Source organism: Edaphosphingomonas fennica (assembly GCF_003034225.1).
In the GTDB taxonomy this organism is placed as follows: domain Bacteria; phylum Pseudomonadota; class Alphaproteobacteria; order Sphingomonadales; family Sphingomonadaceae; genus Sphingomonas_E; species Sphingomonas_E fennica.
On sequence record NZ_PHHF01000044.1, the window covers coordinates 129,000 to 144,870 of the forward strand.

The following is a 15,871-nucleotide window of genomic DNA, read 5'->3' on the forward strand; positions in this document are numbered from 1 at the left end:
CCGCCGGATCGGCCTTTATCCCTTGATCGCCATCCGCAGCAGCCACGCCACCGCGCCGATCGCGAGGACGCTCATCGCCCAGATGGCGACGAACCAGCCGATCCGCCGCAGCCAGGGCGGCGGCTTGCGCTCAGTGGTCGCCATGCGCGTGATAGCCGTCATCGCCCACCTTGCCGCGGAACACCCAATAGGCCCAGGCGGTATAGGCCAGGATCACCGGGATCAGCACGCCGGCACCGATCAGCATGAACACCTGGCTCGAATGCGGTGCCGCGGCATCCCAGATCGAAACCCGGCCCGGTATCACCCACGGCCAGATCGAAATGGCCAGCCCCGCCATGGAAAGGGCGAACAGCCCCAGCGTCCACAGGAAGGGGTGCGAATCCGGAGCGCGGCCGATCGACCGCCACAGCATGAAGGCGACGAAGGCGATCAGCAGCGGCATCGGCACCGCCACGATCAGCCCCGGCCATACGAACCAGCGCTGCCAATATTGCATCTCGAGGAAAGGGGTGGAGAGGCTGACGGCGGCGATCGCCACCACCAGCGCAGGCACGAGCGGCCGGGCGAAGCGGCGGGCGTCCGCCTGCAACGGCCCTTCCGTCTTCCAGATCAGCCAGCCTGCGCCCAGCAGGGCATAGCCGATCACCAGGCTCACCCCCGTCAGCAGGCTGAACCCGCTCAGCCAGTCCCACCACCCGCCGGAATAAGCGCGGTCGTGCACCTCGATGCCCTGCAGCAGCGCGCCCAGCGTGATGCCCTGTGCGAAGGTGGCGACCAGCGATCCCGCGAAGAAGGCGAAATCCCAGAACCGGCGATGATTGGGATCGCGCCAGCGGAATTCGAAGGCCACACCCCGGAACACCAGCGCCAGCAGCATCGCGATCAATGGGGCATAGAGCGCCGGCAGCACGATCGAATAAGCCAGCGGGAAGGCCGCCAGCAGGCCGCCGCCGCCCATCACCAGCCAGGTCTCGTTGCCATCCCACACCGGCGCGATGGCGTTCATCGCGGCATCGCGCTCCCGCCCCACCCGGAACTTCGGGAACAGGATTCCGATGCCGAGGTCGAACCCGTCCATCAGCACATAAGCGGCAACCGCGATGGCGATGATCGCCGCCCAGATGACGGTGAGGTCCATCATTCGCCCTCCTGCACGGCCTGCGCGGGCGTTATCCCTGCGCTGCGAATGGGCGCGCGTTCCGGCGCGCCCTCGCGCGGCCCCGGTGCCTTGCCCGCCAGCTTCAGGATATAGAGCGTACCCACCGTGAAGCAGGTGAAGTAGACGATCACGAACGCCACCAGCGATGCGCCCACCGCCGGCGAGGCGAGCGGCGAAACCGCGTCGGACGTGCGCAGCAACCCCTGTATCACCCAGGGCTGGCGCCCCACCTCGGTCGTCACCCATCCGGCGATCACCGCCACGAAGCCCGATGGCCCCATCACCAGCGCGAAGCGGTGCAGCCAACGCCATTCGTAAAGCCGCCCCGTCACCCGCCCCAGCAGGCTCCACAGGCCCAGCGTCAGCATCAGGAAGCCGATGCCCACCATGATGCGGAACGACCAGAATATGATCCCGACAGGCGGCCGATCCGCCTTGGCCACGGTATCGAGGCCGGCCAGCGGCGCATCCAGATCATGCTTCAGGATCAGCGAGGAGAGCTTGGGAATCTCGATCGCGGCATGCACGGTCTCGGCCTTGCTGTCCGGTATGCCGAACAGGATCAGCGGCGCGCCGTCCGGGTGGCTCTGATAATGGCCTTCCATCGCCATCACCTTCACCGGCTGATGCTCCAGCGTGTTGAGGCCGTGCAGGTCGCCGGCGAAGATCTGGATCGGCGCCACCAGCGCCGCCATCCACATCGCCATGGAGAACATCGTCCGCACCTGCGGCCCGCGATCGCCGCGCAGCAGGTGCCACGCGCCCACCCCGCCCACGGCCAGCGCGGTCGTCAGATAGGCGGCGATCACCGTATGGACCAGGCGATAGGGGAAGCTCGGGTTGAAGATGATGTCGGCCCAGCCCGCCGCCGGCACGAACTGCCCCACATCGTTCAGGGTGTGGCCGGTCGGCGTCTGCATCCAGCTGTTGACCGAAAGGATCCAGAAGGCGGAGATGAAGGTGCCCAGCGCCACCGCGCAGGTCGCGGTGAAGTGCAGCCCGCGCCCCACCTTCTTCATCCCGAACAGCATCACGCCCAGGAACCCCGCCTCCAGGAAGAAGGCGGTCAGCACCTCATAGGCCATCAGCGGCCCGATCACCGGACCGGCCTTGTCGGAAAAGACCGACCAGTTGGTGCCGAACTGGTAGGACATGACGATGCCGGAAACCACGCCCATCGCGAAGGCGACGGCGAATATCTTCATCCAGTAACGGAACAGGTCGAGATAATGATCCTTGCCCGTCTTCAGCCACAGCCCCTCCAGCACCGCGAGGTAACTCGCAAGGCCGATCGAAAAGGCCGGGAAGATGAAGTGGAATGAAACGGTGAACGCGAACTGCGCGCGCGCCAGGATTAATGCCGTTTCGCCTTCAGCCATCATGGCCCCCGTTCATAGGCTGCTTTGAAATACCCGAAATCTGACAAATTGTCCAAGCGGTTCGACGAACGCCCCGGCCGCCCGCCCCGGCGCTTGAACCGCGCGGCTTTCCCCTCCATCTTGGATGCCTTCAAAGGGTTGGGAGGACCTGCATGGCGACGGACGCGACGGAAACCGAAACCGATCTGGTGCTGAAGGCGCCGGAACCGGTGAAGATCGTCGCGCCGGAAAAGGCCGCCGGGCTCGTCCCCCTGCGCGACGAGCAGCGCACCCAGCTCGATGCCAAGGCCGAGGCGTTCGTGGACGAGCTGGCCGCGCTCGACGCGAACAGCCCCGAATTCGGCATGAAGGTCGATCAGATCTCCAACATGGGCCGGCGCGAGATCGCCGAGGCCGCCGGCCAGTCCAACCGCTTCCTCGATCGCCCCGTGCGCGCGATGGACAAGGATACCGGCGTCGGCACCGACCTGGCGGAGCTTCGCCGCACCATCGAGGATCTCGATCCCGGCAGGCAGGGCAACCTGCTCGCGCCCAAGAAGCTGTTCGGCATCCTCCCGTTCGGCAACAAGATGCGCGACTATTTCGACGGCTACAAGTCGGCGCAGAGCCACATCTCGTCGATCCTGGCGAGGCTGGCCGGCGGCAAGGACGAGCTGCTGAAGGACAATGCCGCCATCGATGTCGAACGGCAGAATCTGTGGGCGGCGATGGGCCGGCTGGAACAGATGATCCACGTCTCCAAGGCGCTCGACGCCCAGCTCGAAGCCAAGGCGATGGAGCTGGAGGCGACCGATCCGGCCAAGTCCAAGGCGATCCGCGAAACCGCGCTCTTCTATGTGCGCCAGCGCTCCACCGATCTCCTCACCCAGATGGCGGTGACGGTGCAGGGCTATCTCGCGCTCGACCTCGTCAAGAAGAACAATGTGGAGCTGGTGAAGGGCGTCGATCGCGCGTCCACCACCACGGTCGCGGCGCTGCGCACCGCCGTCACGGTCGCCCAGGCGCTCACCAACCAGAAGCTGGTGCTGCAGCAGATCACCGCGCTCAACACCACCACCGCCAACATGATCGATTCCACGGGCGAGCTGCTGCGCACCCAGACCGGGGAGATCCACAAGCAGGCGGCTTCCTCCACCATCCCGCTCGAAACGCTGAAGCGCGCTTTCCAGAACATCTATGATACGATGGACAGCATCGATAAATTCAAGCTGGAAGCCCTGTCGTCGATGAAGCAGACGGTGACCACCCTGACCGACGAGGTCGAAAAGTCGCGCGGCTATATCGCCCGTGCCGAAGGCGCGGCGCAGGCGCGGATCACGGCCGGCGGCCCGGCCGATCCCTTCACGCCGGTCGATCGCTGATGGCGGATTCCACCCGCGTCCTCGAACAGGCCGAAGCCCTGCTGCGTCGCGTCTCGCCGGAAGGGCGGCGGATGCGCCAGCGCGCGCGCCAGCGGCGCTGGGCCGCCTTCTGGCGCCGGGTGAAGCTCGCCATCGCCGCGATCCTCGCGGCCGCGCTCGCCGCCGGCATCTTCGGCACCTTCGTGGCCCCGCTGGGCATAGGCGGCGTGTTCCTCACCCTCATCGTCATGGCGATCCTCGCCTTCGCCATCCTGATGTGGCCCGCGGGCACGGAGCCCACGCCCGAAAAGCTGGTCCAGGCCGATATCAAGGCACTGCCGCTCCAGACCGAGCAATGGCTGGAACGCCAGCGCCCCGCGCTCCCCGCCCCCGCCCAGCGCCTTGCCGACGGCATCGGCGTGCGGCTGGAGGCGCTCGCCCCCCAGCTCGCCACCCTCGATCCGGCCCAGCCCGCCGCGGTCGAAATCCGCAAGCTGCTCGGCGAGGAGCTGCCCGAGCTCGTCTCCGGCTATCAGCGGGTCCCGCCGTCGCTCCGGCGCGACGAACGCAACGGCAAATCGCCCGATCGCCAGCTTGTCGAAGGGCTGGAGGTCGTGGACAGCGAGCTTGCCCGCATGACCGAGCAACTCGCCTCCGGCGATCTCCACCGCCTCGCCACGCAGGGCCGCTTCCTCGAGCTGAAATATCGCGGCGAGGGCGAGGACTGACGCGCCTCCACACCACCCCCGGCCATCCCCTCGCGCAGCCGACATGGAAGAAGCAGGCTGCACCATTGCCGAAATCGAGACTGTGCTCGGACACCAGACGTTCAAGATGGCGCTGATATATGCGCCCCAACGGCTGCGGGCGAGGGCCGCGATCGCAAAAATGGAGGCGATGGACAAATCGTGAATCTGCGAACTTGACGGATCGGGCTGCGAACTCTACCAAGCCGGCTCCGCAAAAACGGCGGATTTCCGCAGTCGAGGCCCGATGGCGGAGTGGTTACGCAGAGGACTGCAAATCCTTGCACGCCGGTTCGATTCCGGCTCGGGCCTCCAAAATCCTGTCTGGCGATAGCGCGAACAAGCGCGACCCGGCCCAACCGCTGACGGATGCGCCGACCACACCCAAGGTCGAGCGTTTCCCCGCGACCACCGATCCGGTGGCTGTCGACGCGCGGCTCCGGGCAGTCTCCCATCGATATGCGCTCCGGGGCCGGGCCGGACAGGCTCCCGTGGATGCCTGACATCCGGCACACCGGCGCCGTGAACAGGAGCCATTCACCTCATCTGGTCCTATACTCAGGAATGGCTGAACGCGACGTCCGATACCCTAAGGTCGGTAGGGTTATTACCGATAGATTCGCGTCCGTCCGCTGAATAGGCTCGCTCTCGTTTCCAGGAGCAGAGCGATGCCCGCAACCGGCCTCTCCATCGCAACGCCCCCTTCGGCATCGGCCCCAAAAGAACGTGCGCATGCCATTGGGGTCCACGCTTTCCTCCGGGGCTATCCGCTCGTCGAATATGGCCGCCCGGCGCCGGCGGCGCTCGCGGGTTTGAGGTGCCGTTCCGCACCTGCGACCCCGAAAAGTTCTTCTCTGACAAGAGTTGGGTGTTGCCCGATCTCGAGAAGGCCGGCTGAACGAGGAGACACGCGATGAACGGGACGCCCACCTTGCAGCAGCCCGGGACCGGCGGCGGTTCGATCACCGTCACGCCGGAAAATTTCCTGCGGGCGGAATCCGACCTCTATTTTTCGGCGATCGCGCTCAAGGAAGAGGGATTCGGCAAATTCGAGCATCATCGGGATGTAGCCTCGGTCGATAACCAAACCATCATCCGGCTCAATCGCGACACCCTCTATTCCGCGGCGCTGCTCGATCTCGATGCCAGACCAGCGACGATCACGCTGCCGGACAGCGGGGGCCGCTTCATGTCGCTGCAGATCATCGACGAGGACCAGTATGTGCCGGCGGTATATTACGACACCCAGCCGCACACGCTGACCCACGAGGAGATCGGAACGCGCTACGTGCTGGTCGGCGTGCGCACGCTGGTCGATCCGGCAGACCCCGACGACCTTGCCGTGGTGCACGCACTGCAGGATGCGATCCGCCTCGACCAGCCCGGCGGGCCGGGCACGTTCGAAATCCCCGACTGGGATCACGAAAGCCAGGGCAAGGTGCGCGAGGCGCTGCTCGCGCTGGCGCGGACGATGCCCGATACCAGCAAGGGCTTCGGCAAGCGCGGGAAGGTCGATCCCATCCAGCGCCTGGTTGGCGGCGCGATGGGATGGGGTGCCAATCCACCGGAAGATGCAACCTATCTCAACATCACGCCGAAATTGAACGACGGCAAAACCGTGCACCGCCTCAGGGTGAAGGATGTGCCGGTCGACGCTTTCTGGTCGGTGACGGTCTACGACGAGACAGGTTACATTCCGAAAAACGAGGCCGGCATCTATTCTTATAACAGCGTCACCGCGAAGAAGGACGCCGACGGATCGATCACCATACAGTTCGGCGGCTGCGACGGAGGCGTCGCCAATTGCATACCGATTGTCCCGGGCTGGAACTACATGGTCCGGCTCTATCGTCCCCGTTCCATCATTCTCGATGGATCATGGACGTTCCCGGAAGCGCAGCCGATTGGCTGACCGCATCCGCTTGCCGCGGCCGAAAGGCCAGCAGGACATCAGATTTCGAGCACGTCCAAATGATATTGGGGCGCCACGCACGGGGCGCGAAGTCGGGAAGACCAAGACGAACGGCCGTTGGCCTTCATCCGCCGCTAAATCCTCATGATGAAATAACTGACATATCCGCCAGTATCGGACATCATACAAAAAGACGTCCGATAAAAAGGGCGACAATGATGCTTGCGACCATCCCGACCGAAGCATCGACGAAGGAGCGGATGAGAGATTGATTCAGTTCCCGGCTGAACCAGCGCACCTGGACGATGCCATAGAACAGAAACGCTGCGACGATTGCGGTCAGTCCGCCAAGCTGAACCGCGCCATGGCTATGCATCGCCCCGCTCACGCCGAGGCTGACCAGCAGCGCGAAGGGCGAGATGGCATAGCATTGCGCATAAAAGGCCGGCTTCAGCGTGTCGCGGTCCAGATCGACGCTGCTTCGATAAACCTTCCCCGTAGCCAGCACCAAGGCAAACGTCCCGAATAGAACGAGATGCAGGAGGAGGAGCGTGGTATTGTCATTGACGAGGGAAGCCAGACCGTGCTGGCTTTTCACGATCGGGTTGGTGCCGTCCTCTGCGAGTCCGATCGCCTGCTCGGCGACGATCGTCAGGACCAGCATGATGGGCGGACTGACGGTGCCGCGATACTGGCGATCGTCATCCAGCTTCAGCTGATCCTCGGCATAGCGCATCATCGCAAGGGGGTGGCGCAGCACTTTCCACAGCGTCACCGGGAAAAACACGAACCAGCTCATCAACTCGTAGAGGAGTTCATCGAGCGAATTCAGCCACTGGACGAAGTTCATCTGGCTCCCCCGCGCAGCACCGGCGTCGCACCCGGCCGATGCGGACGGCAAGCGTGGCCGCCGCCCTTTCCTCTCGATCCGCTGATAGCCGGCGCCCCTTTCATCGCGATTTTCCTCAGTCCGTTATACCGGGCAGGCGCAGCCGGATCGCTAATTCCGCACCCAGATTCGCTTGCCGCCGATCCAGGTTTCCAGAACCCGAGTCGCGCGGATTTCCGCCGGGGTGGCGGCCAATATGTCGCGGTCGAGCAGCAGGAAATCAGCATAGCGGCCGGGCTCCAGGCTGCCGATCCGGTCCTCGGCGAAGCCGGCATAAGCGGCGTCGCGGGTGAAGGCGGCCAGGGCTTCGGCCGGCGACAATTTCTGCTCCGGCATCCAGCCGCCCGGCGGCTGGCCAGCGGCGTCCTCCCGGCTGGTCGCGGCGGCGAGGCCGGCGAAGGGATCGGGGCTTTCCACCGGGAAATCCGATCCGAAGGCCAGGGTCGCGCCCGCCTTGCGCATCGAAGCCCAGGCGTAGGCCCCCGCCAGCCGCGCCGGCCCCAGCCGCGCCTCCGCCATCAGCCGGTCCGATGTCTGGTGCACGGGCTGCATCGAGGCGATGATGCCATGCCTGCCGAAGCGCGGCAGATCGGCGGGATCGACGATCTGGGCATGCTCGATCCGCCAGCGGCGATCGCCCTTATAGGTGTCCGAAAGCTCCTCGATCGCATCCAGCGCCTGCGCGTTGGCGGCATCGCCGATGGCGTGGATGGCGACCTGGAAATTGTCCATCGCCGCGCGGCTGCCCAGATTCTTGAGCTTGGCGTCGTTGAGCAGCATCAGGCCGCGCTGGCCGGGGGCATCGGCATAATCGGCCTTCAGCCAGGCCCCGCGCGATCCCAGCGCGCCGTCCTCATAAAGCTTCACCCCCACCATCCGCAGCCGGCCGCCATAGAGCCAGGGCGTCGGCCCCGTGCCGGCGATGGCGATCAGCGGCTCGATGCCGTGCGCATAGGATATGATCCGCACGCGCAGCCGGCCGAGGTCGCCCGCGCGGCGCATCACCGCCCAGTCGTCCGCCGTGGTGCCCATGTCGGCGACGGCGGTGATGCCGTCCTCGATCAATATCTGCTGCGCCCTGGCGAAGGCGAGATCGCGTTCGAGCGGCTGGGGCGGCGGCACGGCGCGCTCCATCAGCGCGGTCGCGGCATCGACGAACAGGCCGGTCGGCCGCCCACCCGCCATCTCGATCCGGCCGCCGGCCGGCGCCTGCGTCTTGCCGTCGATCTCGGCCAGCGCCAGCGCCGCGCTGTTGGCGACGCCGGCATGGCCGTCGATGCGGATCAGCCAGACCGGCTTGTCCGCCACGGCGGCATCGATGTCGGCGGCGGTGGGGAAACGGCCCAGCCCCCAGCGCTCCTGGTTCCAGCCGCGCCCGATCACCCAGCGCTGGCCGGGATTGTCGCGCACCCACTGGCGCAATTTATCCTGCGCCTCGGCCAGCGATCGGGTTTCCGAAAGATCGAGCTGGAGGGCGTTGAAGCCCAGCCCCATCACATGGCCATGCGCGTCGATCAGGCCGGGAACCAGCGTGCGGCCCTGCCCGTCCATGCGGAAATCGAGCTTCTCGGGCCGCTTGTCCTTATGGCCCAGCGTGCGGACGACCTTGCCCTCGCCATCGATCAGCAGGCCGGTGAAGCGTTCGACCTCGCCCCCCTTGCCGATGGTGTAGCCGTTCACATTGTCGATCAATGCGTCCGCAAAAGCCGGCGTGGCGAGCAGCAACGCAATCGCGGCCAGCGGCCGCGCGAGGACAGCCTTCATCGCCGGATCCGCCGGACCAGCGCGGAAAGATCCTGCCGGCCACCGCCCATCGCCTGCACCTCGGCATAGAATTGGTCGATCAGCGCGGCGGACGGCAGCGTCGCGCCGTTCGCCCGCGCTTCCTCCAGCGCCAGCCCCAGATCCTTGCGCATCCAGTCCACCGCAAACCCCTCGTCGAATTCCTCTGCCGCCATGCTTTTCCAGCGATTGACGAAATACCAGCTCGACGCAGCACCGGCGGAGACCGCCTCAAACACCTTTTCCAGATCCAGCTCGGCCGCCTGGGCGAAGCGCAGCCCCTCGGCGATCGCCTGCATCGTGCCGGCGATGCATATCTGGTTCACCATCTTGGTCTGCTGCCCCGCGCCTGCGCCGCCGACATGGACGATCCGGGCCGAATAAGCCTGCATCAGCGGCGTCGCGGCCGCCACCGCCTTGGCCGATCCGCCGCACATGATCGAAAGCCGCCCTTCCTCGGCGCCCGCCTGCCCGCCAGAGACCGGGGCATCGACCACCAGCAGGCCACGATCCTTGCCCTCCACCGCAAGCTGCCGCGCGATCCGTGCCGATGCCGTGGTGTGATCGACGAAGACGGCGCCCGGCTTCATCGTGCGGAAGCAGCCGTCGGCCCGCAGCGTCACCGCCTCCAGATCGGGATCGGCGCCGACGCAGGTGAACACCGCGTCCGCCCCCTCGGCGGCGGCGGCGGCGGTGGGCGCCGTCCGCCCGCCATGCGCCTCGACCCACGCCTCCGCCTTGCTGGCGGTGCGGTTATAGACGGTCACGTCATGCCCGGCGCGAAGCAGGTGACGCGCGATGGCGCGGCCCATCACGCCCAGGCCGATAAAAGCTATGCTTGCCATGGCGACGGCATAACCATGGTTTCGCCGATCCGCCAGATGGGCTAGAGCCCCGGACCATCATGGCTACCGCAGCGACCACCCCGACCGCCCTTCCCGTATCCATCGCCGATGTCCGGGCGGCGCACATGCGCATTGGGGACAGCATCGTCCGCACGCCGACGCTGCTGAGCAAGACGCTGTCCGCCATGACCGGGGCGAAGGTCTACCTGAAGTTCGAGAACCTCCAGTTCACCGCCGCCTACAAGGAACGCGGCGCGCTCAACAAGCTGCTCCAGCTTGACGAAACCGCCCGCGCGCGCGGCGTGATCGCGGCATCGGCCGGCAACCACGCGCAGGGCCTCGCTTATCATGGCGCGCGGCTGGGCATCCCCGTCACCATCGTCATGCCCAAGTCGACGCCGACGGTGAAGGTGTCGCAGACCGAGGGCCATGGCGCGACGGTGATCCTCACCGGCGAACGCTTCGACGATGCCTATGCCCATGCGCTGGTGGTCGCCAAGGATCGCGGCCTCACCTTCGTCCATCCGTTCGACGATCCGGCGATCATCGCCGGCCAGGGCACGGTGGCGCTGGAGATGCTGGAGGACGCGCCGGAAATCGATACGCTGGCGGTGCCGATCGGCGGCGGCGGCCTGATCTCGGGCTCGGCTATCGTCGCCAAGGCGCAGGACCGGCCGATCGAGGTGGTGGGCGTGCAGGCGGAGCTTTTCCCGTCCATGTACAACCGCATCAACGGCACCGACCTGCCGATCGGCGGCGATACGCTGGCCGAAGGCATCGCCGTGAAGGAACCGGGCGCGATCACCTCCGCCATCATCCGCGAGATCGTGGACGACCTGGTGCTGGTGACGGAGCGCGATCTTGAGAAGGCCGTGTCCCTCCTCCTCCAGATCGAAAAGACGGTGGCCGAAGGCGCCGGCGCCGCCGGCCTCGCCGCGCTGCTCGCCCATCGCGAACGCTTCGCCGGGCGCACGGTGGGCGTGGTGCTGTGCGGCGGCAATATCGATACCCGCCTGCTCGCCAACGTGCTGCTGCGCGATCTTGCCCGCGACGGCCGCCTCGCCCGCCTGCGCATCCGCCTGCAGGACCGGCCCGGCGCGCTGTTCCATGTCGCCCGCATCTTCGACGAGCAGCAGGTGAACATCATCGAGGTCTATCACCAGCGCGTGTTCACCACGCTGCCGGCCAAGGGGCTGATCACCGATATCGAGTGCGAGACCCGCGACAAGGCGCATCTGGAACGACTCGTGACCGCGCTGCGCGCCGGCGGATATGAGGTCACACCCGTCGAACTTGCCTGATGGTCAAGCGGCTCATTCGTTCGGATGCGGCCCTTAACCCTCTTTTCATGGTGAACGGGCTTTTCATATTTCCGGGCTGATAGCATATTCGTGGCGACGGGCTTTCCATGGTGGAACAGCCCCGGGGGATCAGGGCAGGCCGTGAGCGCTCCATTCCGTTTCCCGCGCTTTTTCGTCACCACGCCATCCCCGTGCCCGTATCTGCCGGGCAAGACCGAGCGCAAGGTGTTCACCGAGCTTTCCGGCCCGCATGCGGCGGAGCTGAATGACGCGCTGGGCCGGATCGGCTTCCGCCGCAGCCAGAACGTCGCCTACCGGCCGAGCTGCACGGATTGCGCCGCCTGCGTGTCGGTGCGCGTGGTCGCCGCCGAATTCCGCCCCAATGCCAGCCAGCGCAAGCTGATGCGCCGCAACGCCGATCTCAGCGTCACCGCCTGCAAGCCCTGGACGACGGAGGAGCAGTTCGATCTCCTCCGCCGCTACCTGGCCGCGCGCCATCCCGGCGGCGGCATGGCGGAGATGGACGAGCTCGATTTCGCCGACATGGTGGAGCAGACGCCGGTCAGCACCTATGTCGTCGAATATCGCGATCCCGCCGGCCGGCTGGTGGGTGCGTGCCTCAGCGATCACCAGGCCGATGGCCTGTCGATGATCTACAGCTTCTACGAGGCGGAATCGACGGATCGGCCCGGTCTCGGCACCTTCATCATCCTCGATCATATCCAGCGCGCGGCCGAAGCCGGCCTGCCCTATGTCTATCTGGGCTATTGGGTGAAGGATTCGCCGCGCATGCAATATAAGGTCCGCTTCCAGCCGCTCGAACGGCTGGGATCGGGCGGCTGGACCCGCTTCGAACAGGAAGAAGGCGGGCAAACCATGCTGGATGCGCTGCTCGATCGCCGCGCCGCGGGCCTGCCGGGCTGAATCCAGCCGATCTCGTAGCTTGACCGGGGCAGATGCTTTCGCATCCGTCCGGGTCAGACCGATCCCCCGGAGCCTCCGCCCTACAACCCCTCGCCGCCGATCCAGTGCGCGTTGGAAAGGCGCCGCGCGAGGTTCCATGTCTGGACGCGGATATCGGGCACCGCCACCACTTCCCAGAAAGCGCCCCGCGTCAGCGGCCCTAGCGCGAACAGCCGGGGATCGGCCCGGCCCGATCGGCCGATGACCCGCGCCTGCGGATCGACATCCAGCCCGATATGGCTGGGATCGGGACGGATGACGCCCCGCGCCCGCAGGTTGGCCAGCAGCGGCTCCTCCGTGCGATCGAGATCGATCAGCGGCCCGCTGCAATTGACCACGCGCCGCGCCAGCAGCGTTTCGATGGCTTTTGCCCCGCGCGGCCGCCAGTCCACCTCTACGCCCGCCGCGCCATCCCGGAAGGCCAGCGTGCGGCCAGCGACGAAATCCAGCCGGCCGGAAGCGCGCATCCCCTCCAGCCGCGCCGCGACCTCGGGCGCCAGCCGATGGCGGTGCACATCCCACCAGGGCCGCAGGTGCCGCAGGAAGCGCGCGCGGGTATCGGCATCGGCCGCCAGCCACATGCCCTGGCTGTAGGGGCGCAACTCGTCCACCGCCGCGCGCCAGCCGATCGCATCGGCCCGCGCCCGCACCTCGCGGAGCAGCGCCGTCGCCGCGATCGGCGGACGCTCGCCAAGCTGGGTGGAGACGGGCGGCCCCGGCGCGTGGGCGCGCGGCACCAGCCCACGCCGCGAAAGCGCGAGGATGCGGCCACGGAAGCCGCGCTCCTCCAGCAGCAGCGCCGCATCGACCATGGTGAGGCCGGTGCCGATCATCAGCACCAGATCCCCGTCCGCCAGCCCGTCGGCGATGTCGCCCGCCCACGGATCTTCCGCATAATGATCCCGCCCGATCGCGGCCGGATCGAGGCCGGGCGGCGCATGCGGCGGCAGGTTGCCGACCGCGAGCACAACGGCATCGGCGTGGATGCGCCCGCCGTCCGCCAGCAGCACCGCATAGCCATCGCCAGCATCGCCGGGCTCGATATCGATCGCGTCGCCGCGCACGATGCGCAGGCGATCGGGCGCGGCGGCCACCGCCTCGTCCAGCAGTTCGGCCAGATAGGCGCCATAGGTGATGCGCGGCACGAAGCTCGCGCCGTCCCCCTTCCCGCGTTCCTGGAGCCAGCGCACGAAATGGCCCGGATCGTCGGGCAGCGCGCTCATGTTCGCGGCGCGGACGTTCAACAGGTGGCTGGGATGCGCCGCGCTGTAGGCGACGCCCCGGCCCAGCCGGGCGCTGCGTTCAACCAGCGTTGCGCGCGGCCCGCCATGGCGGAGGAGATTGATGGCCTGGAGCGTGCCGGAAAAGCCGGCCCCGAGAATCACGACGTCACGGATCATGCCGCCATGATGGCGTGGCCCGCCGGATAACGACAGATAATTTAAGGGATTGGCGATTTAACGCAAATCGGCGCCGGGCCGGCGATGCCAGGCCAACCACCCTAGTCGCGCCGCTTCAGGGTGCCCAACCAAAACTTTATTGGATTCCCTACTTAATTGATAGACTAATCGTCGGGTGAAGCCGGCATCCAGGTTGCCGGTGTCCGGCGTCTGGCCAGCGCCGGCGGGTTCCGCCCCTTCCACGGCCCGCGGCTTTTGATGGGAAGCAGCTTGCTCCGCGTTACCAAAGGCTAAAGCGCACGAAGGTTCGGCCCGCTCACCGGACGTCGTGATCCCGCGAATGCGAGGAGATTCTATGCGACGGCACCTACCCGATCCGACCGCCTGAACAGGCGATCGAACGAACAGATCACATGTATCGGTCGCGCGGGCCACCCGTCCGCGCGAAACGGTGACGGCTGTCCGGCCGCCGCCGCGGGGGACGAACATTCATGTCTTTTTACAATAACTTGATAATAAACAGCCTGGTCGCATCAACCGCCATCGCCGCGCTTGCCACGGGTGTTGCGTCGCCGGCCGGGGCGGCTCCGCTGGAAACGCCGGCCGAAGCGCCGGAAGCCGCCGCCGCCGAAGCGGCGCAGGATGCGATCGGCGCCGAAATCCTCGTCACCGCCCGCCGGCGGGAGGAACGCGCGCAGGACGTGCCGATCGCCCTCAACGTCGTCGGCGCGGAAACGCTGGAGCGATCGGGCGCCTATACGCTGGGGCAGGTGCAGCAGCTCGTGCCCAGCCTGCAGGTGTTCAGCTTCAACCCGCGCAACACCAACATCAACATACGCGGCCTCGGCAGCAATATCGCCTTCACCAGCGACGGGCTGGAAAACGGCGTCGGCGTCTATGTCGATCAGGTCTATTACGGCCGCGTCGGCCTGTCGCAGTTCGATCTGGTCGATCTCGAACGGATCGAGGTGCTGCGCGGGCCGCAGGGCACGCTGTTCGGCAAGAACACCACCGCCGGCGCGATCAGCATCAGCAGCCGCGCGCCCAGCTTCGATCCCGAATTTTCCGGCGAGGCGACGCTGGGCGACCATGGCTACCACCAGGTGCGCGGATCGGCCTCCGCCCCGCTGATCGCCGACAAGCTCGCCGCCCGCATCAGTATCGCCGACACGCATCGCGACGGCTTCATCGACAATGTCACGACGGGCAGCAAGGCGCAGGATTACGATAATTTCTCCGTGCGGGGGCAATTGCTGGCCAAGCCCACCGACACGCTGGCGATCCGCCTGATCGGCGATTTCGCGCGCCAGCGGCTCAATTGCTGCATCGGCGTCGTGACCGCCCTGTTCGATACGTTCGATAATGGCACGCCGATCGCCAACAGCTTCCGCCAGCGCGCCGCCCGCGCCGGCTACACGCCGCTGCCGATCGATCCCTTCGCCCGCAAGACGGATGCGGACGGCCATTATCAGGCGAACATGAAATCCTATGGCGTGTCGGGCCAGATCGACTGGGATCTCGGCCCCGTCGCCCTCACCTCGATCACCGCCTGGCGCCGCTGGATATGGAACCCCGCCAATGACGGGGATTCGATCGGCCTGCCGATCATCACCCTGGCCGAACAGGCCAATCGCCAGCGCCAGTTCAGCCAGGAGCTGCGGATCGCCTCCACCGGCACCAACCTGATCGATTATGTGGCCGGCCTCTATTATTTCGACCAGACGGTGAACGGCTATGGCGCCACCGGCTACGGATCGGCCGCGCCGGACTGGTTCCTGCCCGCAGCCGCCGTGCCGTCCGTGGTGTCGCAGGCGGCCCTCAACGGCTTCATCGCCCGATCGACATCGACGCCCAGCATCAAGAGCTATGCCGCCTTCGCGCAGGGCACCTGGCATGCCAGTGAAGCACTCAGCGTCACCGCCGGCCTGCGCTTCACCCATGAGGACAAGGACGGCCGCTACACGCAGACCCAGACGGAGGGCGTGGACCTTTCCACCCTGCCCGATCAGCTGGCCGGCGCCGCCCAGGCCATCCGCAACAGCTTCAACCCCGATCTGGATTTCACCGCGAAGCTGTAGCGCGACGATTACGGAGTCCGGTCGGCGTCAATTTTGATGGCCGATAGGTGGCCGCGCCGGTTGGTGAATTCTGG

General features: G+C 66.5%; 14 protein-coding genes and 1 tRNA gene. 8 read left to right on the forward strand and 7 right to left on the reverse strand.

The window, feature by feature from the left end:
• Positions 1–15: 15 nt before the first annotated feature.
• Genes CV103_RS11000 through CV103_RS11010 form a run of 3 tightly spaced genes read right to left on the reverse strand, consistent with a single transcriptional unit; the run spans position 16 to position 2,544 of the window.
• A complete protein-coding gene (locus CV103_RS11000) occupies positions 16–144 on the reverse strand; it encodes a DUF2474 domain-containing protein (RefSeq protein ID WP_107394940.1) in 129 nt (42 codons plus the stop codon).
• A complete protein-coding gene (gene cydB, locus CV103_RS11005; protein ID WP_070933444.1) occupies positions 131–1,144 on the reverse strand; it encodes a cytochrome d ubiquinol oxidase subunit II in 1,014 nt (337 codons plus the stop codon). Before cydB ends, CV103_RS11000 begins: the two co-directional genes overlap by 14 nt.
• Positions 1,141–2,544 carry a cytochrome ubiquinol oxidase subunit I gene (locus CV103_RS11010; protein WP_070933442.1) on the reverse strand — a complete coding sequence of 468 codons (1,404 nt, stop codon included), beginning with the start codon at positions 2,542–2,544 and terminating at the stop codon, positions 1,141–1,143. Before CV103_RS11010 ends, cydB begins: the two co-directional genes overlap by 4 nt.
• A 149-nt stretch (positions 2,545–2,693) precedes the next feature.
• On the opposite strand from CV103_RS11010, the gene CV103_RS11015 reads away from it, so the two are divergent.
• The 5 genes from CV103_RS11015 to CV103_RS11035 all read left to right on the forward strand — a co-directional run bounded on the left by CV103_RS11015 (position 2,694) and on the right by CV103_RS11035 (position 6,539).
• Entirely contained in the window at positions 2,694–3,902 is a 1,209-nt protein-coding gene (locus tag CV103_RS11015) for a toxic anion resistance protein (RefSeq protein WP_015459902.1), read from the forward strand.
• Positions 3,902–4,609 (forward strand): hypothetical protein, encoded by a 708-nt coding sequence (locus CV103_RS11020; RefSeq protein WP_015459901.1) that lies wholly within the window; start codon positions 3,902–3,904, stop codon positions 4,607–4,609. The genes CV103_RS11015 and CV103_RS11020 overlap by 1 nt, the downstream gene beginning before the upstream one ends.
• A gap of 43 nt (positions 4,610–4,652) precedes the next feature.
• Positions 4,653–4,793 (forward strand): hypothetical protein, encoded by a 141-nt coding sequence (locus CV103_RS22430; RefSeq protein ID WP_170112613.1) that lies wholly within the window; start codon positions 4,653–4,655, stop codon positions 4,791–4,793.
• Positions 4,794–4,868: 75 nt separating this feature from the next.
• Positions 4,869–4,942: transfer RNA gene (locus CV103_RS11025), tRNA-Cys, on the forward strand.
• Positions 4,943–5,540: 598 nt separating this feature from the next.
• Positions 5,541–6,539, forward strand: coding sequence for a DUF1254 domain-containing protein (locus CV103_RS11035; protein ID WP_107394942.1), 999 nt, complete (start codon positions 5,541–5,543; stop codon positions 6,537–6,539).
• Between the two features lie 181 nt (positions 6,540–6,720).
• On the opposite strand, the gene CV103_RS11040 is transcribed toward CV103_RS11035, so the two are convergent.
• The 3 genes from CV103_RS11040 to CV103_RS11050 form a co-directional block, all read right to left on the reverse strand.
• On the reverse strand, positions 6,721–7,389 hold the full coding sequence (locus CV103_RS11040) for a hypothetical protein (protein ID WP_107394943.1): 669 nt from the start codon (positions 7,387–7,389) through the stop codon (positions 6,721–6,723).
• 150 nt (positions 7,390–7,539) lie between these two features.
• A complete protein-coding gene (locus CV103_RS11045) occupies positions 7,540–9,192 on the reverse strand; it encodes an amidohydrolase (protein WP_107394944.1) in 1,653 nt (550 codons plus the stop codon).
• On the reverse strand, positions 9,189–10,091 hold the full coding sequence (locus CV103_RS11050; RefSeq protein ID WP_084652974.1) for an NAD(P)-dependent oxidoreductase: 903 nt from the start codon (positions 10,089–10,091) through the stop codon (positions 9,189–9,191). The genes CV103_RS11045 and CV103_RS11050 overlap by 4 nt, the downstream gene beginning before the upstream one ends.
• A gap of 23 nt (positions 10,092–10,114) precedes the next feature.
• Between CV103_RS11050 and CV103_RS11055 the strand changes: the two genes are divergently transcribed.
• Positions 10,115–11,356, forward strand: coding sequence for a threonine ammonia-lyase (locus CV103_RS11055; RefSeq protein WP_015459896.1), 1,242 nt, complete (start codon positions 10,115–10,117; stop codon positions 11,354–11,356).
• A 141-nt stretch (positions 11,357–11,497) separates the two neighbouring features.
• Positions 11,498–12,280, forward strand: coding sequence for an arginyltransferase (locus CV103_RS11060; RefSeq protein WP_107394945.1), 783 nt, complete (start codon positions 11,498–11,500; stop codon positions 12,278–12,280).
• A gap of 80 nt (positions 12,281–12,360) precedes the next feature.
• On the opposite strand, the gene CV103_RS11065 is transcribed toward CV103_RS11060, so the two are convergent.
• Positions 12,361–13,719 carry an FAD/NAD(P)-binding protein gene (locus CV103_RS11065; RefSeq protein WP_107394946.1) on the reverse strand — a complete coding sequence of 453 codons (1,359 nt, stop codon included), beginning with the start codon at positions 13,717–13,719 and terminating at the stop codon, positions 12,361–12,363.
• Positions 13,720–14,210: 491 nt separating this feature from the next.
• On the opposite strand from CV103_RS11065, the gene CV103_RS11070 reads away from it, so the two are divergent.
• On the forward strand, positions 14,211–15,797 hold the full coding sequence (locus tag CV103_RS11070; RefSeq protein WP_245896775.1) for a TonB-dependent receptor: 1,587 nt from the start codon (positions 14,211–14,213) through the stop codon (positions 15,795–15,797).
• Positions 15,798–15,871: the final 74 nt, after the last annotated feature.

What these genes read in the sequence shown, in the direction of transcription:
- CV103_RS11015 (WP_015459902.1), top strand. Translation starts at nt 2,694, where the DNA reads ATGGCGACGGACGCGACGGAAACCGAAACCGATCTGGTGCTGAAGGCG.
- CV103_RS11035 (WP_107394942.1), top strand. Translation starts at nt 5,541, where the DNA reads ATGAACGGGACGCCCACCTTGCAGCAGCCCGGGACCGGCGGCGGTTCG.
- CV103_RS11000 (WP_107394940.1), bottom strand. Translation starts at nt 144, where the DNA reads ATGGCGACCACTGAGCGCAAGCCGCCGCCCTGGCTGCGGCGGATCGGC.
- CV103_RS11020 (WP_015459901.1), top strand. Translation starts at nt 3,902, where the DNA reads ATGGCGGATTCCACCCGCGTCCTCGAACAGGCCGAAGCCCTGCTGCGT.
- CV103_RS11040 (WP_107394943.1), bottom strand. Translation starts at nt 7,389, where the DNA reads ATGAACTTCGTCCAGTGGCTGAATTCGCTCGATGAACTCCTCTACGAG.
- CV103_RS22430 (WP_170112613.1), top strand. Translation starts at nt 4,653, where the DNA reads ATGGAAGAAGCAGGCTGCACCATTGCCGAAATCGAGACTGTGCTCGGA.
- CV103_RS11065 (WP_107394946.1), bottom strand. Translation starts at nt 13,719, where the DNA reads ATGATCCGTGACGTCGTGATTCTCGGGGCCGGCTTTTCCGGCACGCTC.
- cydB (WP_070933444.1), bottom strand. Translation starts at nt 1,144, where the DNA reads ATGATGGACCTCACCGTCATCTGGGCGGCGATCATCGCCATCGCGGTT.
- CV103_RS11010 (WP_070933442.1), bottom strand. Translation starts at nt 2,544, where the DNA reads ATGATGGCTGAAGGCGAAACGGCATTAATCCTGGCGCGCGCGCAGTTC.
- CV103_RS11045 (WP_107394944.1), bottom strand. Translation starts at nt 9,192, where the DNA reads ATGAAGGCTGTCCTCGCGCGGCCGCTGGCCGCGATTGCGTTGCTGCTC.
- CV103_RS11055 (WP_015459896.1), top strand. Translation starts at nt 10,115, where the DNA reads ATGGCTACCGCAGCGACCACCCCGACCGCCCTTCCCGTATCCATCGCC.
- CV103_RS11070 (WP_245896775.1), top strand. Translation starts at nt 14,211, where the DNA reads ATGTCTTTTTACAATAACTTGATAATAAACAGCCTGGTCGCATCAACC.